This is a genomic window from Fodinicola feengrottensis (genome assembly GCF_039530045.1).
GTDB classification, from domain to species: domain Bacteria; phylum Actinomycetota; class Actinomycetes; order Mycobacteriales; family HKI-0501; genus Fodinicola; species Fodinicola feengrottensis.
The window spans coordinates 129362-150088 of sequence record NZ_BAAANY010000002.1 but is presented as its reverse complement, the minus strand read 5'-3'; the positions used below and the strand labels follow the sequence as shown (position 1 = coordinate 150088).

Sequence of the window (20727 nt, the reverse complement as noted above, 5' to 3'; positions counted from 1 at the left end):
GGGAGGCGTGATGACGCGGGAGTTCTCCACGGTCGGTGTGGTGGGCCTGGGCACGATGGGGGCCGGCATCGCCGAGGTCTTCGCCCGGGCCGGGTTGTCGGTGATCGGGGTCGAGGCCAGCGAGGACGCCAAGGAGCACGGTCGGCAGATCCTGGCCGCCTCGACGCAGCGCGCGGTCGACCGCGGCAAGTTGGAGACCGCCGAGCAGACCGCGCTGCTCGGCCGGGTTTCGTTCAGCACCAGCCTGTCCGACCTCGCCGATGTCGACCTGGTGATCGAGGCGGTGCCCGAGCACCTGGAGCTCAAGCAGCAGATTTTCGCGCAGTTGGACAAGGTCTGCAACGACGACGTCATCATGGCGACCAATACCTCTTCGTTGTCGGTGACCGAGATCTCGGTGGCCACTTCGCGCCCCAGCCGGGTCATCGGCATGCATTTCTTCAACCCCGCGCCGGTGATGAAGCTGATCGAGGTCGTTCGTACGGTCGTCACCGACCAGCAGGTCGTCGACGACATCGAGGGCCTCGCCCGGCAGCTCGGCAAGGTCGACGTGACGATTGGCGACAAGGCCGGGTTCATCGCCAACGCCTTGCTTTTCGGCTATCTGAACCACGCGGTGAGCTTCTACGAGTCCCGCTATGCGTCCCGTGAGGACATCGACGCGGCGATGAAGCTCGGCTGTGGGCTGCCGATGGGGCCGCTCGCGCTGATGGACCTGATTGGTGTCGACACCGCGTACGAAATCCTTGACACGATGTACAAACAGGGCCGCGACCGGTTGCACGCGCCCGCTCCGCTGATCAAGCAGATGGTCACCGCCGGCCAGCTCGGCCGCAAGACCGGCCGTGGCTTTTATACGTACGACAAGCCTGGTTCGCCCAGGCTGGTCGCCGATCACGAGACGCCGGACGACACGAAAGTCAACGGCGCGGCCAAAAACGTCCAGACCGTCGGCGTGGTCGGGTCCGGCACGATGGCCTGCGGGATCATCGAGGTCTTCGCCAAGGCTGGCTATGACGTCACTTTTGTGACCAGGGCTGCGGAAAAGGTGGCGAAAGTACAGGCCACCATCGAGCGGTCACTGGAAAAGGCCGTGCAGCGCGGGAAACTGGAAGACGCCGACCGGGTCGCCACCCTGCGGCGGTTGCGCGGCTCGACCAAGCTGGACGATCTGTCCACAGTGGACCTGGTGGTCGAGGCGGTGGTCGAGGAGCTGGCCGTCAAACAGGCGCTTTTCGAGAACTTCGACGAGATCTGCAAGCCCGGCGCGATCCTTGCGACGACCACTTCCTCGTTGCCGGTCATCGAATGTGCGCAGGCGACCAGCCGTCCGTCCGATGTGGTCGGTCTGCATTTCTTCAACCCGGCGCCGGTGATGAAGCTGGTTGAGGTCGTGCACACTGTGTCCACGTCACCGCAGACACTGGCCACCGCGCGGGCGGTCACCTCGAAGCTGGACAAGCACCCGGTGGTCTGCCGGGATCGCTCCGGATTCATCGTCAACGCGCTGCTTTTCCCCTATCTCAACGATGCCGTCAAGATGCTGGAGGCCAACTACGCCTCCGCCGACGACATCGACGCGGCCATGAAGGTCGGCTGTGGCTATCCGATGGGGCCATTCGAGCTGCTGGACGTGGTCGGCCTCGACGTGTCGTTGGCCATCGAGCGGGAGCTCTACCTGGAGTTCCGGGAGCCCGGCTTCGCGCCCACCCCGCTGCTGGAACACCTCGTCACCGCCGGCTATGTCGGCCGCAAGGCTGGCCGGGGCTTTCGGACGTACGCACCGCGCGCGTGAGATTCGTTGTTGATCTTGTTCACTTTGCCTACCCAAAACGGACATAGGACTGAATTGTCCTTTTCGGGTAGGCAAAGTGAACAAGATCAACAACTTCGACACCTAGCGGCGGCCGTAGAGGAGCCGGGCCATCCGAACGAGCTGGCGGTCGTCGGAGGGGCGGCGGGTGAAGGTGGTCGTACGCACCGGACTGGTGAAACGTTGCTGGGTGATCGCCTTCGGGCGGGCGAACTCGCGCATGCCGTCCGGGCCGTGGATGCGGCCGAAGCCGGATTCACCGATGCCGCCGAACGGCAGCGACGGCACGCCGGCGAAGGTGATGACACCGTTCACCGAGGTCATCCCGGAGCGCAGCCGGCGGGCCAGTTCCAGGCCGCGGGCCCGGGAGAAGACCGCGCCGCCGAGGCCGTAGTTGGTGGCGTTCGCCCGGCGTAGGGCGTCCTCCATGTCGGGCACCTTCGCGATGGTCAGCGTGGGCCCGAAGGTCTCTTCGCGGACGGCCGCGGATTCCTCCGGCACGTCGACCAGCACGGTGGGTTGGACGTACCGGTCGCCGACCGCGTCGAGGCCGCCGACCACCGCGCGGCCGCCGTGCTCGATGGCGTCCGCGATGTGCCGGCGGATGACCTTGAGCTGGGACGGCATGGTGATGGGGCCGATCGGCTCGCCCTCGCCGGCCTTCAGGTCCTTGGCGAGCGTGACGACCTTGTCCAGGAACTGGTCGTAGACCCGCTCATGCACGTACACCCGCTCGACGCCGACGCAGGTCTGGCCGGCGTTGCTCATGCCGCCCCAGACCGCCGCGTCGGCGGCCGCGTCGAGGTTGGCGTCCTCGTCGACCAGCAGCGCATCCTTGCCGCCGGCCTCGATGACCACCGGCGTGAGGTTCTCGGCGCACGCGGCCATCACCTTCTTGCCGGTCGCGGCCGAGCCGGTGAAGGCGAGTTTGTCCACGCCGGACCGGCAGAGCGCGTTGCCGGTCGCGCCAAGGCCGGTGATGACCTGGAAAAGCGGCAGGTCGCCGGCCACCTCGCGGAAGCTGTCAGCGAGCCACTGACCGATGCCGGGGGTGTATTCGCTGGGCTTGAAGACGACCGCGTTGCCGGCGGCGAGCGCGTACACAATCGAGCCGGCCGGCGTGAACACCGGGTAGTTCCACGGGCCGATCACGCCGACCACGCCCAGTGGCTGGTATTCCACCGAGGCGGTCTGGTTGATCATGAGCATCCCGGACGAGACTCGGCGCCGGCCGAGCACCTTGCGGGCGTGCTTGCTGGCCCAGTCGAGGTGGTCGGCGGCGAGCACGATCTCGATCATCGCGTCGGCGTGCGGCTTGCCGTTTTCCTGATGCATCAGGTCGGCCAGCTCGGCGGACCGCCGCACGAGTGCGGACCGCCAGCCGCGCAGGATCTTGCCGCGATCGGCGAAACCGAGCTCGGCCCACCAGGCGGCGGCTTTACGGCCGCGTTGGACGGTCTCGTTGACCTCGGCGTCGGTGAAGATCCGGTGCGTACCGACGACCTCGCCGGTTGCCGGGTTGAGCGAGTCGAAGGTCTCGGCAATGGCCGCGGCGGGCTCGGTGACTGTCATGTCAGCAGCTTATTACTCGTGGGTACGGATTGCCGAGGGTCGACGGCGAGATGACCTGTACGCATCGATTCAGTACGTCCAAACCGCACCGGCTTTCGCGGACGTTGGATACTGGGAACATGGGAAGGCGGAGGCAGCGTACGGCGCCGCCGGTCCGGCCGTTGCGGACGGATCCGGTGGAGGACGCCGACGATGGCGCGTGGGTGGTCCGGCCAATCGACGGTGGCCGGTCCACGAAGGCGTACCGCTGCCCCGGCTGCAACCAGGAGATCCGCCCCGGCCAAGGGCACCTGGTGACGTGGCCGGCGGACGGCGGCCACACCGCGGTGGACGGCCCCGAGGACCGACATCACTGGCATCGGCCCTGCTGGCAACACCGGACGACCCGGCAGCCGCCGGTCGACCGGACCCGCAACGCCCCCCGCTATGGCTGAGCCAAGGCTGGCAGGATGGGGGAGTGGTGAGCATCAGGGCGAACACGATTCTGCCGGCGACCCGTACGGACATCGAGCTGCAGACGGCCGACGGGCTGACGCTGGTCGGGGAGATCGCGGTGCCGGTGGACCGGCCGCCGGTGGCGACGATGGTCTGCCTGCACCAGCTGCCCACGCATGGCGGCATGATGGACGGCCATCTCTACCGGAAGGCGGCCTGGCGGCTGCCGGCGCTGGCCGGGCTGGCGGTGCTGCGGTTCAACACCCGCGGCACGTGGTCCTTGAGAGGTACGAGCGAGGGCAGCTTTGACGGCGATCCGACCGGCGACGGCATGGCCGAGCGGTTCGATGTGGCCGCCGCCCTGGAATATGTGGACTTCCACGAGCTGCCAGCGCCGTGGCTGGTCGGCTGGTCGTTCGGCACGGACCTGGCCCTGCTCTACGGCTGTGACCCGGCGGTGGTCGGCGCGATCCTGATCTCGCCGCCGCTTCGGTTCGCTGGTGACGCGGATCTGTTGCGCTGGGCCGATTCCGGCAAGCCGGTGACCGCGCTGGTGCCGGAGTTCGACGACTACCTGCGGCCCGCGGAGGCGGTGCGGCGGTTCGCGGCGATACCGCAGGCCGAGGTGGTGCCGGTGGCCAAGGCGCGGCACCTGATGGTCGGTCACGCCGAGCGGGTCCTGGACGAGATCGTCCAGCGGATCGCTCCGGGAGTCGGGCCGCTGCCAACCGAATGGGACGGCCCGTACGAGATGGGCGACGCGCGGGCGTACGCCGACCGGACGGTCGCCGCGTTCGCGGACATACCGGTGCTCGGTCAGTCCACAGAGGACAGGTCGTAGGCCTGCCGCCAGTCGTGGACCGGTAGATTTGCGGGCATGACGGTCGCGCTGCATTTTCAGGACAGCGGCGAGGGAATCCCCCTCGTACTGCTGCACGCCTTCCCGCTTTCTGGGCGGATGTGGGCGAACCAGCGGGCCACGCTGTCCGATTCGTGCCGGGTCATCACCCCGGACCTGCGCGGCTTCGGTCGCTCGCCGGCCGGCGCGGACGAGCCGGCGCTGGAGGCGATGGCCGACGACGTTTTCGCGTTGCTGGACCGGCTCGATCTCGGCTCGGTGGTGCTGGGTGGGCTGTCGATGGGCGGCTATGTGGCGATGGCCATGCTGCGCAAATACCCGCAGCGGATCGCCGCCCTGGTGCTCGCCGACACCAAGGCCACCGCGGACACCGCGCAGGCCCGCGCGAACCGGGAACGGCTCGCGTCCACGGTGGTCGAGTCCGGCACCGTGGAGGCCTTGTACGACCAGGTGCTGCCGACTTTGTTGGGCCGTTCCACCAAAGACCATCGGCCCGAGGTGGTGGCCGAGGTGCGGGGCCTGATCGGCGACGCCACCCCGTCCGGGGTGGCCTGGGCAGCGCGCGCGATGGCGGCCCGGCCTGACTCCATCGAGTTGCTGGAGTCGGCGCGGGTGCCGGCACTGGTCATCGTCGGCGACGAGGACCAGATCGCTTCGGTCGCGGACGCCGAGGCGATGGCGGACGCGCTGCCGAAGGTGACGATGGCGCGGCTGATGGCCGCTGGTCACCTGTCGGCGATGGAGGACCCGCGCGCGTTCAACGCGGCCGTACGAGACTTCGTCGCCGGCCTGACGTGAGTTTTTGTTGGTGGGGTTAGAAAGTACGTCACGATGATTTCTGGTTCAGGCGGGCCGCCGCAATGCCGGCCGGCGGCGCGTCGGAAGCGGCCGGTGCGTTGGCGGGCGGCGGCTCTGGGGCGGCGGCTGGGGCGGCGGCTGGGGCCGCAGGCGCCGAGGCCGTGCTGGCGGGGGCGGCGGCCGGCGGGTCCGCGGTGGCCTCGGTGAGGTCGAGGAGGTCCTGCGGGATGCTGGCGCCCAACACGTTCATGGATGCGGTCATCTCGGCGAGCTCACGGGTGACGGCGTCGCGGCGGGCGGTGAGGGTGTCGACCTCGGCCCGGGCGACGGTGGTGAGGCGGTTGGCTTCGGTGCGGGCCGTTTCCACGAGGCGGTTGGCTTCCTGGCGGGCGGTCGTACGGTATTGCTCGCCGTCGACAGCGGCGGCCGTACGGAGCTTGTCGGCAGCGGTCTGAGCTTCGGCGGCGGCGCGTTCGCCGTCCCGGCGGCCGGCGGAGATGAGGGTGGCGGCGTGCGCTTCGGCGTCGCGGCGAAGACGGTTGGCGTAGACCTCGGCCTCGTGCCGGATCTTCGCCGCATATTCCTCGGTGTCCTTGCGCAGGGCTGTCGCGCTCTGCTCGGTCTCGCTGGTCAGAGCGGCGGCCCGGGCCTCGGCTTCGGAGACGGTGGCCTTGGCCTGCCCGGCGGCATCGGACTCCGCTTTGCGGGCCCGCTCCAGGGCATCACGGCATTCCTGCTCGACGGCCCGCTGCCGTTCGGCCAGCTCCCGCTCGGCCTCGGTGCGCTTGGCGGCAAGAGTGGCCTGGTAGTCCTGCTCGGCCGCGTCGGCACGCCGCTGAGCGGCGCCGATAACCTCATCGGCGCGGGCCTGGGAACCATCCTCGATCCGCTGTGCGTGGGCGATCTTCTCGGCCGCGTCGTCCGCGGCCAGCTGCAGGATCTGTTCGACCCTCACCCCGAGGCTCGCGTACGACACTTCGCCACTGCCGGCGGCCGCGTGCCGGCGCCAGTTCAGCGCCTCGACCTTGGCCTGCTGGGTTTGCGCCGCGAGTCTTTCCATCTGTGCCAGGGCGTTGTCGCGCTCGGCCGCGAGGGCCGCGACGCCGCGATCCAGGTCAGCTATGAACGCGTTGACCTGCCGGGGGTCGTATCCGCGCAGCACCCGCTCGAAATCGACCGGGGCGGCGCCGGAAAGGCGAAATACATCGCCAGTGCCATGGCTCTGCGTGGACATGCCCCCATACTCACATGAACCCGGGCCCGATGCCGCCCGCCCTCCGTTGTGTTAGCGGATTTCCGTACTCAGCAAGGAAAAAAAATGAATAAAAAAATCCGGGTGACCGCGCGTCGCGGCCACCCGGATTTATCGTACGGCGGTGATTAGCTCGGCGACGGGGACGGCCGGCCGCCCTTGGCGTCGGAGATCACCGAGTCGACCGCGGCGAGCTTGGGGGCCGCCGCCGCGCCGCCGCCGACCAGGCCGGCGAGCATCTCGCGGAGCTGACCCAGCTGACCGGTGATCGCGTCCCGCTGCTTGATCAGGTCCTCGACCTGCCGTTTGGTGTCGCTGGTCAGCTGCTCGGCCTGCGACCGGGAGTCGGCCAGCAGCCGGTCCGCTTCCGAGCGGGCCTCGGAGGTGGTCTTGGACGCGAACGCCTTGGCCTTCTCCACGGTGGCCCGGGCCTGCTGCTCGGAGTCCTTGCGGCGGGCCTCGGCGGCCACCTCGATCTCGCGGGCGCGGGCGTCGGCCGCCTGAGCGCGCTCTTCGGCCTCGCTGATCAGCTTCTGGTTGCCCGCGACCGAGGCCGCGTGCCGCTCGGACTGCTGCTGCTCGGCCCGCTCGCGCCGCTCGGCGAGGTCCAGCTCCAGGCTGCGCAGGTCGGTGTCGCGCTTCTGGCTGGCCTCGGCCAGCAGCCGCTCGGCGATGGACCGTTTCTCAGCCGACTCGCGCTCGGCCTCGGCGCGCAGGTTGGCGGCCGCGGCCTGGGCGGCGGCGCGAAGCTGGTCGATCTCCTTGCGAGCGGCGTTGCGCAGCTGCTCGGTCTCCTGGGTGGCCTTGCCGCGCAGCTGGGTGACCTCGCGCTCGACGGTGGCCCGCAGCTGGGACACCTCGCGCTCGATGGTGCCCTTCTGCTCGGCGACCTGGTGGTCGGTGGTCTTGCGCAGCTGGGTGGTCTCGCGCTCGGCGTTGGCGCGCAGCAGCGCCGCCTCCCGCTCGGCCCGGGCGGTCAGCTCGGCGGCCTCCCGCTCGGCGACCTCACGCGTACCGGAGACCTCGCGCTCGGCGCCCTCCTTGACCGCTTTGGCCTCCTGGCGGGCCTTCTCGGTCATCTCACGGGCGGAGGCCCGCGCGTTGGAGAGCGTCTCGGCGGCGACCTTCTTCGCCTCTTCGGTGTGCTCGGTGGCCTGTTCCTCGGCCAGCCGGAGCATCTGCTCGACCCGGGTGCCAAGGCCGGACAGCGACGGCTTGGCGTTCTCCTTGAGCTGCTGCTCCTGGTCGGCGACCCGGCGCTGCAGCGTGCCGAGCTTGTCTTCCAGGCCGCGGATGCGGTTGCCGGCGTCGTTGAGCCGCGACTCGGCTTCGGCCCGGGCGGCCGAATGCTGACCGAGTTCGACGGAGGCCCGCCGCATGTACTCGGTGACCTGCTGGCGGTCGTACCCGCGCAGCGTGATCGCGAACTCGGGCTCGTTCTGGATGTTGTCGAAGAACTGCACGTCGGTGTCGGAGGCCATGTCGCTCACTATCGCAGAGGCGGTGGACGGGTCCTGAGCTGCTTCCCACGCGGCATGCTCCGCCGGGCCTTCTCTTACGGGTCCCAGGGATCATGAACAGGTGAGGAAGCACACCCTAGACCCGTAGTATTCACCCCTCAAAGTCGCCCTGTGGCGGTGGGCCGCGAAAAGGGTCAAATATTCTGGAAGCGCATGATTTCCTGTAAGTGTTTCGAACGTAGTTCGTTATTACGTATGCCCAGGCCAGGCTCTGGAGCGAGGGTCAATACGCCCACTTTGCCATGATGTACGTTCTTGTGAACGTCATAGGTAGCTTGTCCCGTTTCGCGCATTTCATAAGTACGCGAAAGCGTCGGATGCACGATCCCGCGCTGGATCAGCCGGTTCGCCGCCCACGCCTCCCGGTAGTTGGCGAAATGCGATCCGACAATTCTTTTCAGATTCATCCACAGATAGCGATTGTCGAATTCGTGCAGGTAGCCCGAGGTTGAGGCGCACGTCACGATGGTGCCGCCGCGGCGGGCCACGTACACACTGGCGCCAAAGGTCTCCCGGCCTGGATGTTCGAAGACGATGTCCGGGTCGTCGCCGCCGGTCAGCTCGCGGATCTGCGAGCCGAACCGCTTCCACTCCTTGGGATTCTGGGTGTGCTCGTCCGACCAGAACTCGTATTTCTCGGCGCTCCGGTCGATGATCAGCTCGGCGCCCATCCGGCGGCAGATCTCCGCCTTCTCCGGGCTGGACACCACGCACACCGGGGTCGTACCGGCCTGCAACGCCATCTGGGTCGCGTACGAACCGAGGCCGCCGGAGGCGCCCCAGATCAGCACCACGTCGCCGAGCTTGGTGTTCGCGCCGTTGGTCGAGATGAGCTGCCGGTACGCGGTCGAGTTGACCAACCCCGGAGCGGCGGCCTCTTCCCAGCTCAGGTGGTCCGGCTTGGGCATCAGCTGGTTCGCCTTGACCAGCGCGATCTCGGCGAGCCCGCCGAAGTTGGTCTCAAAGCCCCAGATCCGCTGCTCCGGGTCGAGCATCGTGTCGTTGTGGCCGTCCGGATGCTCCAACTCCACCGACAGGCAGTGCGCGACCACCTCGTCGCCGGGCTTCCAGACGTGTACGCCGGGACCGGTGCGCAGCACCACGCCGGCGAGGTCCGATCCGACCACCTGGTAGGGCAGGTCGTGTCGGGCGGTCAGCGGCGACAGCTTCCCGTATCGCTTGAGGAACGAGAACGTCGATACCGGCTCGAAAATCGAGGTCCAGACGGTGTTGTAGTTGATCGCGCTAGCCATCACCGCCACCAGTGCCTCGCCCGGCCCGAGCTCGGGCGTCGGCACGTCCTGGACGTGCAGCGACTTGCGCGGGTCCTTGTCTTTGGTGGGCTGGTCGGCGAACATGTCCGCCTCATCCGCCCGTACGACCACGCCTTTGTACGACTCCGGCACCGCTAGGTTCGCGAGCGCCTGGTTCTCGCCGGCCATGATCGCGTCGAGGATCTGCTTCACCGCTTGACCTCCCGAATCAGCAGGTGATGCCGGACCCTACCGGCGAGTAACGATCCAGTGCAGCACGGTGTGAAAAGCCGCACTCTGCTTACTGTGGCACGGTCTGGTGGTCCGTGGCGGGTTGGACGAGCTCGACGAGGATGCCGCCGGCGTCCTTGGGGTGAATGAAGTTGACCAGGCTCCCGGCCGTGCCCCGCTTGGGCGCGTCATAGAGCAGTCGCAACCCACGTTCGCGCAGGGTGGCGGCGGTCGCGGCGACATCGGTGACGCGGTAGGCGATCTGCTGTATGCCGGGGCCGTTGCGGTCCAGGAACTTCGCGATGGTTGACTCCAGCGTCAGCGGCGCGAGCAGCTGGATCTGCGTACCGGAGGCATCCGAACCGGGCGCGAGCATCGCCTCGCGTACGCCCTGCTCCTCATTGACTTCCTCGTGCAGCACGGTCATCCCGAACGTGCCGGTGTAGAAGTCGATGCCGTTCTGGTAGTCGGCGACCGCGATACCAACATGATCTATGGCGGTGAACATTACTCAACAGTAAGTGATGTGGATCCAGTCACGACCGCATGTTGTGAGCCATGCCATCTCATAAGGTGGGCCACCTAACGACCGTTCGGGAGGACGCGATGGCGGGATCTGTGATCGTGGCGGGTGCGCGTACGCCAATGGGCCGGTTGCTCGGCTCGCTGAAGGACTTCTCCGGCGCGGAGCTCGGCGGGATCGCGATCAAGGCGGCACTGGAACGGTCCGGGATCGGGCCGGAGGCCGTGCAGTACGTGATCATGGGTCAGGTGCTGCAGGCCGGCGCCGGGCAGATCCCGTCCCGGCAGGCCGCGGTCGCCGCCGGCATCCCGATGACGGTGCCGTCGCTGACCATCAACAAGGTCTGCCTGTCCGGGCTGGACGCGATCGCGTTGGCCGACCAGCTGATCCGGGCCGGCGAGTTCGACATCGTGGTGGCCGGCGGCATGGAGTCGATGACGAACGCGCCGCACCTGCTGCCCAAGTCGCGCTCGGGCTACAAGTACGGCGCGATCGAGATGGTCGACGCGATGGCGTACGACGGCCTCACCGACGCTTTCGACCACATCCCGATGGGCGAGTCGACCGACCGCTACAACGAAAAACTCGGCATCAAGCGGGAAGACCAGGACGCTTTTGCCGCGCGGTCGCACCAACGGGCCGCGCGTGCGCAGAAAGACGGCCTCTTCGAAGCGGAAATCACCCCGGTCAGCATTCCGCAACGCAAGGGCGACCCGATCGTTTTCGCCGTTGACGAAGGAATCCGCGCGGACACGACCGTCGACGGACTCGCGAGACTGCGGCCAGCCTTTGGCAAGGAAGGCACCATCACGGCTGGTACGGCATCCCAGATCTCCGATGGCGCCTGTGCGGTTGTCGTTGTCAGCAAAGCGAAAGCCCAAGAGCTGGGGCTGGAGTGGATCGCCGAGATCGGTGCCCACGGAAATGTCGCCGGCCCGGACAACTCGCTGCAGTCGCAGCCGTCGAACGCCATCAAGCACGCCCTGTCCAAAGAGGGCCTCTCGGTGTGTGACCTCGACCTGATCGAGATCAACGAGGCTTTCGCGGCCGTCGGGCTGCAGTCCATGGCGGACCTGGAAGTCGACGAGGAGAAGGTCAACGTGAACGGCGGCGCGATCGCGCTCGGTCACCCAATCGGGATGTCCGGCGCTCGGCTCGCGTTGCACCTCGCCCTGGAACTGCGTCGCCGCGGCGGCGGAGTCGGCGCGGCCGCGCTGTGCGGTGGCGGCGGCCAGGGTGACGCTTTGATTCTGCGCGTACCAAGCAAGAAGTAAATGGCCACAGCTCAAAAGCCGCTCCGCCGGGACGCGCCACTCGCGGAGGTCCTGGAGCGGGCTCAGAACGCCGATCCGCGGGCGGTCGCGCGGCTGATCAGCCTGGTCGAGGACGACAGTCCGGCGCTGCGCGAGGTCGCCGCCGCGCTGGCGCCGCACACCGGCCGGGCCCAGGTGTTGGGCCTGACCGGCTCGCCCGGCGTCGGCAAGTCGACGTCCACCAACGCGTTGGTGGCGGCCATCCGTAAGCAGGACAAGCGGGTCGGCGTCCTGGCCGTCGACCCGTCGTCGCCGTTCTCCGGCGGCGCGCTGCTCGGTGATCGCGTACGCATGCAGGACCACGCCACCGACAGTGGCGTCTACATCCGGTCGATGGCGTCCCGTGGCCACCTCGGCGGGCTGTCGTGGGCGACGCCCCAAGCCGTACGGGTGCTGGACGCGGCCGGCTGCGATGTGGTCATGGTGGAGACGGTCGGCGTCGGCCAGGCGGAGGTCGATGTCGCCTCGCTCGCCGACACGACCGTGGTTTTGCTGGCGCCCGGAATGGGTGACGGCATCCAGGCCGCGAAGGCCGGGATCCTGGAAATCGCCGACATTTTCGTGGTGAACAAGGCCGATCGGGACGGCGCTGACCAGGTCGTACGCGACCTGAACGGGATGCTGCGGCTCGGCGGCCGGCATGCGGAGGCGGGCGCGTGGCGGCCGGAGATTGTGTCGACGGTCGCTTCAGAGGGCAAGGGCATCGACGACGTACTGACTGCCATTGACAAGCACCGCGCCTGGATGGAGGAGAGCGGCGAGCTCCACCGCCGCCGGCTCCGCCGGGCCGCCGCTGAGATCGAGGCGATCGCCGTCAAGACGCTGCGCGAGCGGATGGGTGACCTGCGCGGCCAGCAGGCGCTCGGCTCGCTGGCCGCCGCCGTCGTCGAAGGCCGCCAGGACCCGTACGTCAGCGCCGACCGTCTCATCGACGGCCTTAGCTCTGAGTGATCCCCGTTTGTCCGCATGGGCGAGTAATCCCGGATAACGATTGCCTCACGGCGAGAGCACGATCGGGTTACGGGGGCGGCCGAGGCTAGCGGGTCAGACGAGGGTGTCCTGGCATGGGGCCGATGGCGGTGGCGGTACGGGGTCTGTTGTATCGGCGGGGGCGTTCCCTCACGGTTTTCGCGGTAGCGGTGATCGCCATGACCGCGGCCGTCGTGGGTCCGGCGTACGCCCGAGCCGCGGAGCAGTCTCTGCTGGTCAGCGCGTTGCGCGCGGCACCGGCGTCGATCGTGGGCATCCGCGTCTCGAGTCCTTACCTTCCGCTGCGGTACGTCACGGCAGGCTCGGAAATCAGCATTGACGCGCACAGCGAGTCGCCTGCGGTGGTCGGTAGCGAAGTGGCCAATGCCGGAGCCGTGGACCCGTTGCTGGCCAAGCCGGTGGGCGGGTTGGAGATGGTCGCCGGCTTCACCAATGCGAAGTCCGAGCTGGTAGCCACCACCGTGGTCTACCGCGACGGCGCGTGCGCTCACCTCCGGATCGTCGCCGGCACCTGCGATATCGACAGTGGCGTGGTGATCTCGAAACGCTCGGCCGCGACCACCGGGATGCACGTCGGGAGCAAGCTCGACCTGAAAGGTCTTAAGACCGCGGGGTCGCCGAAGTCTGTGCCGGTCACCGGCTTGTACGAGCCGGTGAACCCGGAAGAGCCGTACTGGCTGGCGCAGCCGTACTTCGACTTCCGGCTGGTGAACCTGGACCGGGAGACCACGATTCAGGGCGTCGACGCGGTCTTCGGCGGGGAACACCTGCTCGGGGGTCTGCCGGGAGAGCTGACCGTCGTCGCGGATGTGGCGATGCGGGTCGACCAGGTCCGGCTCGACGACATCGACCGCCTCCTCGGCAAGTACGCGGGCGTCGAGTCGACGATGAAGGGCAGCGGCTACGCCGTTAGCGAACAGCTGCAGACCGTGGTCGACCCGGTCACCGTCGGTCGCCGGCTGGTCGCGCTGTCGATCCCGCTGGTGGCTGCCGAGTTGGTGCTGATCGCCTGGTTCGTGCTGATGTTGGTGGTCTCGGACGCCACCGACGTACGCGGGCCGGAGATCGCACTGGCCCGGTTACGCGGGCATCGCGGCAGGTCGGTGACCGCTTTCGGGCTGGCCGAGTCGCTGCTGTTGGTGCTGGCCGCAGGCCCGGTTGGCCTGCTGCTTGGTCTGCTGGCCACCGAGCTGGTGGCCCGCGGCCTGCTGGCTTCGGGCATCCACGTCGAGCTGCGGCTGCCGGTGTGGGTGGTGGCCGGCCTCGCGCTGGCCGGCGCTCTGGTGGCCGCGGCCATCGCCGGGCGCCGGGTGCTCGGGCTCAGCGTCGCCGACCTGCTGCGCCGGGTGCCGGCGCGCCGGCACGGCCTGCGGGCCGGCATCGCGGACGGCATCGTGGTCGCGTTGGCGGTGGCCGCGCTGGTCCAGCTGCTGACCGACCGAGGCCGCTCGGCGTCGCCGTTGGCGCTGGTGGCGCCCGCGATGGTGGCCGTCGTGATGGGCATTGGGGCGGCCCGCCTGCTGCCTCTGCTGGCGCGGTGGCAGCGCATCACGGCTCGTACGCGCGCCAACCTGGTCGGCATGCTCGGATGGACTCCGCTGGAGCGCCGGGCCAGTGGCCGACGGTCGATCCTGGTGGTCACCGTCGCCGTCGCGCTGCTCTTCTTCTCCTCGATCGCCTGGGATACCGCCGCCTCCGACCGGCAGGCCCGGGCGGCCGCGGAGGTGGGCGCGGACCGGGTGCTGACGGTACGGGCGAGCAGCGAGTTGGACTTGCTGCAGGCCGTCCGCAAGGCCGACCCGACCGGGCAGTACGCGATGGCCGCCGTCCAGTTCGCCGTCGGACAGAGCGGCAGCGTGAACGCCGTCCTCGGGGTGGACTCCAGCCGGTTGGCGGCCGTCGCGCGGTGGGATCGCGGTGGCCTCACCGAGCCGGTCGCGGCGATCGCCCAGGCGTTGTCGAAGCCGGCGCCGGCGACGCCGCTGCTGATGCACGGCCCGGAGCTGGCGCTGCGGGTGGTAGGAGACCAGCTGAAGTCGGCGCGGCCGCTCACCCTCGAGGTGTCGCTGCGCGACAACCACGGACAGCCGGTGAACGTACCGATGGGCGCTCTCCGGCAGGGAGCCCAGACGCTCCGGGCGCCGCTGCCCGGCTGCGCCGCCGGCTGCCGGTTCGACGGCCTGCAGATCCAGCGTGATCCGCTGGATCTGCTGACCATCTCCGGACAGGTACAAGTCACTGGGCTGACCGACGGGGGCAGCCCAGTGACCGGGTTCGCCGCGGCGAACGGGTGGCGGACACCGGACAGCGGCCTCAGCTCCCCGCACGCCACGTTGAGCGGCGACTCCACCCTGACCGTGAGCTTCAACAGCGACGGCGGCGAGCAGATCTATGCCGCGCGGGCCGACACACCGTCGCCGATCCCGGCAGTGCTGGCTGGTACGGCGCCGCCACCGGTGCCGGCCGAGGCGCCAACGGACAGCTCCACGGACGTGCTTCCGGCACCGCCGACCGCTGCGCCCGACCCGGACAGCGACAACAGTGGGTTGAGCAAACCCGGGTCGAAGGTGGCGGGTCCGGACTTCTCGGTGCAGACACACACGTACCTGGTGGCCGCGCACGCTGACTACGTACCCAGCGTCAGCGGATCGGTGCTGATGGCGGACCTGGCCTACCTCGACCGGGTGTCGAACACGTACGGCCGGGTCAGCCTCACCGACGAGGTGTGGCTCGCGCCGGACGCGCCCGCGTCGGTGCTGAAGAACCTGTCCGCCGCCGGCATCGAGACACTGTCCGAGACGACGTACGCCGGCCGGCTGGCGCAGCTGGACGGCCAAGGCCCGACGCTCGCGCTGCGGATGTACCTTGTCGCGGCGGTGGCCGCGCTGCTGCTCGCCGGTGGTGCCATCGTGGTGGCGGCGTACTTGGACGGCCGGGTGCGAGCGTACGAGTTCGGGGTGCTGCGGCTGACCGGTGTGTCCGATCAGGTGCTGCGTGGAGCGGCCCGGTTGGAGCAGCTGGCTCCGGCGTTGGCGGGGGTGGTCGCCGGGTTGGTGGCCGGCGGGGTCGGCGCGGCGCTCGCGTTGCCGGCCATTCCGGTGTTCTCCGATCCGCCGCCCTTTCCGCGGCTGGTCTATCTGCCCGGCCCGGCGTGGCCGCTGGGCGCCGCGATGTTGGCGGCGGCCGTACTGACTGTGGTGGCTTTGTTGGTGGCGGTCCGGTCCGAACGCGGTGGGACTATCCGGCGCGTACAGGAGGGGCAGCAATGAGCAGCGGTGTGGCGGTGTCCTGTGAGGGTCTGGTGCACATCTACCGCGCCGAGGACACCGAGGTGGTGGCGCTGGCCGGCATCGACCTGCAGGTGGCGGCCGGTGAGTCGGTCGCGCTGCTGGGACCGTCCGGCGCCGGCAAGTCGACGCTGCTGTCAATCCTCGCCGGTGTCCTTCGGCCCAGCGCCGGTCGGCTGCGGATCGGCGCGCACGCTGTCGAGTCGATGTCGCCGGCCCAGCTGCAGCGGATGCGAGCCGCCGAGGTCGGGGTGGTGCTGCAGGGGGCCAGCCGCAATCTGCTGCCTTATCTGACGGCGTACGACAACGTCCGGTTCGCGCAGCGGGCGGCGCCCAGGGGCGCTGAGCTGGATGCGCCGGAGGAAGTGCTGGACCTGCTCGGGTTGGAGTCGTTCGCGCGGGAGAAGTTCCAGGTGCTGACCCCCGGCCAACGACAGCGGCTCGCGGTCGCGGTGGCGGTGGCGCACTCGCCCGGCCTGCTGCTCGCCGACGAGCCGACCAGCCAGCTCGACCACGACGCCCGCGAGGAGGTGCTGGACGCGTTGGCGCAGGTCAACGCCGTACGCGGCACCACGGTGGTGGCGGTCACGCACGACCCGGAGGTCAGTGAGCGGGTCCGTCGTACGGTCACCATCCGGGATGGCCGGGTCGGCGCCGAGGGTCGCAGCGGCGAGGAGTTCGCGGTGGTCGGCCGGGGCGGCTCGCTGACCCTGCCGTTGGACGTGGTGGCCGCGCTGCCGCCAGGGACGCTGGTGCGCGTACGACTGCAGGGGGACGGCTCGGTGCTGCTGGAACCGACGGGGGAGGGCTCTTGAGCGCGGTGGTGGAGGACGTAACGGTCCAGCGTGGCGGGCGGGACGTGCTGGTAGGGGTGTCGTTGCGGGTGCTGCCGGGCCAGCTGGTCGCCGTCACCGGCGCGTCCGGCGCTGGCAAGTCGACGCTGCTGTGGACAGTGGCCGGCTTGCTTCCGGTCGCCAGCGGCCAGATCAGCCTGGACGGCTGCGCCCCCGCCGAGGTGGCCCTGGTGCCGCAGGACAACGGCCTGGTGCCGGTGCTGACCGCCGCCGAGAACGTCGAGGTCGCCCTGCTCGCCCGCGGCCTGGCCGCCGCCGAGACCCGTGACCGGGCCGGTGCGGCGCTGGCGGCGGTCGGCCTCACGTCACACGCCGACCAGCTGGTGGAAGAACTCTCCGGAGGCCAGCAACAGCGGGTCGCGGTGGCCCGCGGCATGGCGGTCGCACCGGCCCTGTTGCTGGCCGACGAGGTCACCAGCGAACTCGACGCCACCAACCGCCAACTCGTCCTGGAACTCCTGAGCGCCCACGCCCGTACCGGCGCGGCCGTGGTCTTCGCCACCAACGACCCAGAAGCCGCGGACGTCTGCGACGCCGAACTCCACATCGCCGACGGCCAAGCCACCCTGGTCCGTTCCTGATTTCCGACACCTCAGTGGTCACATCAGCCCCACCGGCAACAGGCCCGTCGTCGACTGCGGGACAAAACCCCACACTCGGCGTCGAGCGTGGGACAAAGTCCCGCACTCGACGAAATCTGGTCCTCACCGGTGGCATCGAGGTGAGTCAAGGTACGGAAAAGAGAGTAGGTAAGGCTAACCTATCTTCATAGGCTCGTGGGAGCCCTGTGGACTGGAGGAGGTCGAATGACTTCGCAGCTCGTCGCCCTGCCGGAAGCGGTGACCAGGCGTGGACTGCTGGGTGGGCTGGGCGGACTCGCGGTGGCGGGGACGCTGGCTGGGTGTGGTGGTGGGGCCGGTACGTCGGCGGCCGGGGCGGATCCGGGGTTTCCGGTCAGTATCAAGCACAAGTTCGGGACGACAACGATCGCGCGCAAGCCGCGGCGGGTGATCGCGATAGGGACCGGGTCCTGCGACATCGACGCGTTGGTGGCGTTGGGAGTGGCGCCGGTCGGGGTGTCCAGGGACGAGTCCAACGGGGCCGGGGTTTTCCCCTGGCTGAAGGAGAAGATCGACCTGAAGAAGACCCAGCTGCTGAGCATCGGCAAGGGGGTCGACTTCGAGAAGGTGGCCGCGTTGCGGCCGGATCTGATCCTCGCGACCACCCACTTCAAGCTGGCCGAGGACTACCGGAAACTGTCCCAGATAGCGCCGACAATCGGCTACCTGACGGGCTGGGGCACCGATTCCTGGCAGGACCTCACGCGGCTCGCGGGCAAGGCGGTCGGGCTGCCGGCGGTGGCCGAGACGGCGATTCGGGAGACCGAGGCAGCCGTTGCCGCGGCGGCGAAAAGGTACGCGCTGACAGGAAAAACCTTTACCGCCTCGGTGGTGTACGCCCCGGATGTCTTCACCCTGGTGTCGCAGGCGGACTTCGCGGTGAAGTTCTTCGTCCAGCTGGGGATGCGGCTGCCGGCGTCGATCGACAAGGTCCGGCCGGCCGGCGGCGGCAAGCTGACCGGGCAGCTCAGCATGGAGCAGCTGGACCTGTTGGACGCGGATCTGTTGATCGTCGGTTTTCCCAGCCCGGCCGCGAAAACCACCTTTGAAGGCAACGCGGTCTTCAAGGGGCTCGCCGCGGTCCGCGACAAACGGTATTTCAGCACCGACCTCGAAACCATCAGCGTCCTGCGCTACCCGTCAGTGCTCGGCGTGCGCTGGCTGCTCGGCCAACTGGAGCCGGCCCTCAAGATCGCCGTTGGGAAGTCCTAACTAGCGCAGACCGCCTCTTGGCAGCTGGCCAGCCGCAGCTGCCCGGTGGTGCGGTCGTACGACAGCCGGCGGTGCAGCTCGAGCAGCGGCACGTCACCGGCCGGGTCCGGGATCCGCAGCGTGCTGATCCGGTCACCCGGCCGGTGTGGCGGGTCGTACGCCTGCGGAGTCTCGTCGAAGTCGGCGCTCACGCCCACCACTTCGCCATCGCGGTCTATCAGCGCTCTCAGCAACATTGCCGGTCCACCCCTCGCTACCGTCCCGACGGGCCACCAGCCAAGCGCCCGTCCACTCTGGGCATGAGCTTGCCTGTTCGGGCAGCCGGGCGCATGAGTAGCACGTACTCATTTTCCTCCAGCGAACTACCCAGGTGTCGCGCTCAGGCCGCTGAGCTGCGGAAACGCGGAGCTAGCCCTTGACGGCGCCGGCCGTCACGCCACGCAGGAAGTAGCGCTGGAAGGCGAAGAAGAGGATGGCCATCGGGACCAGGCTGATCACCGTGGTCGCGGTCAGCGACGACAGGTCGACGCTGAACTCGGTGCTCGTGGTCGCGAGGCCGACGGTCAGCGTCTTCAGACTGTCGGTCTGGATCACCAACAGGGGCCAGAGGAAGTTGTTCCAGTTCGCCACGAAGGTGAGGATCGCCAGTACGGCCATCGGCTGGGCGGACAGCGGCACGATCATCGAGACGAAGATCCGGGCGTTGGAGGCGCCGTCCACCCTGGCCGACTCCAGCAGTTCGTCCGGGATGCCGCGGACGAACTGGCGGAGCAGGAAAGTACCCAGCGGCGCGGACAGCCCGGGCAGGATCAGCGCCGCGTAGTTGTCGGTCAGCCCGAGACTGTTCGCGATCAGGTACGTCGGCACCAGCGTCACCGAGAACGGCAACATCATGGTGCTGATCAGCAGCAGGAAAACCGAGTCGCGACCGCGCCATTTCAGCTTGCTGAAAGCGAAAGCGGCCATCAGGTCCACCAGTACGGTCAACACCGTACCGACCGTGGAGACCAAGACTGTGTTGAACAACCAGGTCTGGATGGTGCCGAGCGCGAAGAGCTGTTGATAGCCGGCGAGGCTCCAGCCGGAAAAGCTCAGACTCAGGTCGTTGAAGGTGTGTACGTCCCGAAAAGACGCGAAGACGATCAGCGCGATCGGTGCCACACAAGCGAAAGTCACTATGATCGCGAAGATCTGCAGAACTGTCTGACGCCCGTAGCGGCGGAGGGTTTTGCTGCTGTCAGCCACGGCCGCGACCGTCCGATCGGGTGGCACGCAGGTAGAAAGCCGAGATCACCAGGGTGAGGAGCAGCAGGATCACGCTCATGGTGGCGGCATAGCCGACCGAGCCGCCGTTGAAGACGTTTTGGTAGATGTACCACATCGCGGTGTAGGTGGCGGTGCCCGGACCACCTTTGGTCATCACGAAAATCACGTCGAACACCTGCACCGACGCGATCGTGGTGAGGATCAGCACGAACTGCATGACCGGTCGCAGCAGCGGCAGCTTGATGCTCCAGAAAGTACGCCACATGCCGGCGCCGTCGATGCGGGCGGCCTCCACCAGTTCGTCCGGGATGTCGTTCAGCCCGGCCATGAAAATGATCGAGTTGAAGCCGAGTGAGGACCACATGGTAATGACCGCGATGAAGAAGATCGCGAAGGTGCCGTTGGACAGCCACGGCACCTCGATGTCCAGTACGCGCTGGAAAAACAGGTTCAACGGGCCGGATTGCGGATCCACCAGCACCCGCCAGATCAGCCCGGTGGCCACAATGGACAGCAGCGACGGCAGGTAGATCAGCGAGCGGTAGAACCGCAGACCGGCCAGTTTGCTGGAGAGCAGGACGCCGACCGCGAGCGGCACGGTCATCGTCAGCGGCACCAGGATCACCAGGAAGAGCAGCGTGTTCTTCAGCGTGCTCAGGAAAAGCGAGTCGGACAGGATGGTGGCGAAGTTGGCCAGTCCGACGAACCGGAAATCGCCCAGCAGTGACCCGTCCTGAAAAACCAGCACGAACGTGTAGACGAACGGGACCAGGATGAACACTCCGAAGAGCAGGGCCTTGGGCAGCAGGAAAAGGGCGGCGTCCCGGTAGGTGGCGGCGCGGCCGACCGGCCGGCGGCGCCGGCGCGCTGGCAGATTTTCCGGCGCCGCTGGGGAAAGCCTCGTCTCCTGGACGCTGACCAAAACCTCG

Annotated in this window: 18 protein-coding genes; 10 read left to right on the top strand and 8 right to left on the bottom strand. The window is 68.4% G+C overall.

The features are described from left to right. The first annotated feature begins 10 nt into the window (after positions 1-10). A complete protein-coding gene (locus ABD301_RS03150) occupies positions 11-1795 on the top strand; it encodes a 3-hydroxyacyl-CoA dehydrogenase family protein (RefSeq protein WP_344306960.1) in 1785 nt (594 codons plus the stop codon). Positions 1796-1897: 102 nt separating this feature from the next. Here ABD301_RS03150 and ABD301_RS03145 read toward each other — a convergent pair whose 3' ends face one another. Next, the gene (locus ABD301_RS03145) at positions 1898-3385 is read right to left on the bottom strand and encodes an aldehyde dehydrogenase family protein (protein ID WP_344306958.1); all 1488 of its coding nucleotides are present in this window, start codon (positions 3383-3385) and stop codon (positions 1898-1900) included. A 119-nt stretch (positions 3386-3504) separates the two neighbouring features. Between ABD301_RS03145 and ABD301_RS03140 the strand changes: the two genes are divergently transcribed. The 3 genes from ABD301_RS03140 to ABD301_RS03130 are packed head-to-tail and all read left to right on the top strand — an operon-like array spanning position 3505 to position 5477. Continuing rightward, entirely contained in the window at positions 3505-3819 is a 315-nt protein-coding gene (locus ABD301_RS03140; protein WP_279579618.1) for a hypothetical protein, read from the top strand. Between the two features lie 23 nt (positions 3820-3842). After that, entirely contained in the window at positions 3843-4661 is an 819-nt protein-coding gene (locus tag ABD301_RS03135) for an alpha/beta hydrolase (protein WP_344306955.1), read from the top strand. A 36-nt stretch (positions 4662-4697) separates the two neighbouring features. Further along, the gene (locus tag ABD301_RS03130) at positions 4698-5477 is read left to right on the top strand and encodes an alpha/beta fold hydrolase (protein WP_344306953.1); all 780 of its coding nucleotides are present in this window, start codon (positions 4698-4700) and stop codon (positions 5475-5477) included. A 28-nt stretch (positions 5478-5505) separates the two neighbouring features. Here ABD301_RS03130 and ABD301_RS03125 read toward each other — a convergent pair whose 3' ends face one another. The 4 genes from ABD301_RS03125 to mce form a co-directional block, all read right to left on the bottom strand. Continuing rightward, a complete protein-coding gene (locus tag ABD301_RS03125; protein ID WP_344306951.1) occupies positions 5506-6711 on the bottom strand; it encodes a coiled-coil domain-containing protein in 1206 nt (401 codons plus the stop codon). 146 nt (positions 6712-6857) lie between these two features. Next, positions 6858-8210, bottom strand: coding sequence for a coiled-coil domain-containing protein (locus tag ABD301_RS03120; protein WP_344306949.1), 1353 nt, complete (start codon positions 8208-8210; stop codon positions 6858-6860). A 173-nt stretch (positions 8211-8383) separates the two neighbouring features. After that, positions 8384-9715, bottom strand: coding sequence for a crotonyl-CoA carboxylase/reductase (gene ccrA / locus ABD301_RS03115; protein ID WP_344306947.1), 1332 nt, complete (start codon positions 9713-9715; stop codon positions 8384-8386). Positions 9716-9803: 88 nt separating this feature from the next. Next, positions 9804-10241, bottom strand: a complete 438-nt coding sequence (mce, locus tag ABD301_RS03110; protein WP_344306945.1) for a methylmalonyl-CoA epimerase — start codon at positions 10239-10241, stop codon at positions 9804-9806. A gap of 98 nt (positions 10242-10339) precedes the next feature. Here mce and ABD301_RS03105 point away from each other — a divergent pair, with 98 nt between their 5' ends. The 6 genes from ABD301_RS03105 to ABD301_RS03080 all read left to right on the top strand — a co-directional run bounded on the left by ABD301_RS03105 (position 10340) and on the right by ABD301_RS03080 (position 18532). After that, positions 10340-11530, top strand: a complete 1191-nt coding sequence (locus ABD301_RS03105; protein ID WP_344306943.1) for an acetyl-CoA C-acetyltransferase — start codon at positions 10340-10342, stop codon at positions 11528-11530. Continuing rightward, entirely contained in the window at positions 11531-12520 is a 990-nt protein-coding gene (meaB, locus tag ABD301_RS03100) for a methylmalonyl Co-A mutase-associated GTPase MeaB (RefSeq protein WP_344306941.1), read from the top strand. It abuts the gene before it with no gap. A gap of 113 nt (positions 12521-12633) precedes the next feature. Beyond that, a complete protein-coding gene (locus ABD301_RS03095; RefSeq protein WP_344306939.1) occupies positions 12634-15828 on the top strand; it encodes an FtsX-like permease family protein in 3195 nt (1064 codons plus the stop codon). Next, entirely contained in the window at positions 15825-16661 is an 837-nt protein-coding gene (locus ABD301_RS03090; RefSeq protein WP_344306937.1) for an ABC transporter ATP-binding protein, read from the top strand. The genes ABD301_RS03095 and ABD301_RS03090 overlap by 4 nt, the downstream gene beginning before the upstream one ends. 5 nt (positions 16662-16666) lie before the next feature. Next, a complete protein-coding gene (locus tag ABD301_RS03085) occupies positions 16667-17281 on the top strand; it encodes an ABC transporter ATP-binding protein (protein ID WP_344307387.1) in 615 nt (204 codons plus the stop codon). A gap of 225 nt (positions 17282-17506) precedes the next feature. After that, positions 17507-18532, top strand: coding sequence for an ABC transporter substrate-binding protein (locus ABD301_RS03080; protein ID WP_344306935.1), 1026 nt, complete (start codon positions 17507-17509; stop codon positions 18530-18532). On the opposite strand, the gene ABD301_RS03075 is transcribed toward ABD301_RS03080, so the two are convergent. The 3 genes from ABD301_RS03075 to ABD301_RS03065 form a co-directional block, all read right to left on the bottom strand. Next, on the bottom strand, positions 18529-18768 hold the full coding sequence (locus tag ABD301_RS03075; RefSeq protein WP_163567453.1) for a hypothetical protein: 240 nt from the start codon (positions 18766-18768) through the stop codon (positions 18529-18531). The two genes, ABD301_RS03080 and ABD301_RS03075, sit on opposite strands and share 4 nt — an antisense overlap. 172 nt (positions 18769-18940) lie before the next feature. Then, on the bottom strand, positions 18941-19777 hold the full coding sequence (locus ABD301_RS03070) for a carbohydrate ABC transporter permease (protein ID WP_344306932.1): 837 nt from the start codon (positions 19775-19777) through the stop codon (positions 18941-18943). Beyond that, the gene (locus ABD301_RS03065) at positions 19770-20720 is read right to left on the bottom strand and encodes a carbohydrate ABC transporter permease (RefSeq protein WP_344306930.1); all 951 of its coding nucleotides are present in this window, start codon (positions 20718-20720) and stop codon (positions 19770-19772) included. The genes ABD301_RS03070 and ABD301_RS03065 overlap by 8 nt, the downstream gene beginning before the upstream one ends. Positions 20721-20727 lie beyond the last annotated feature (7 nt).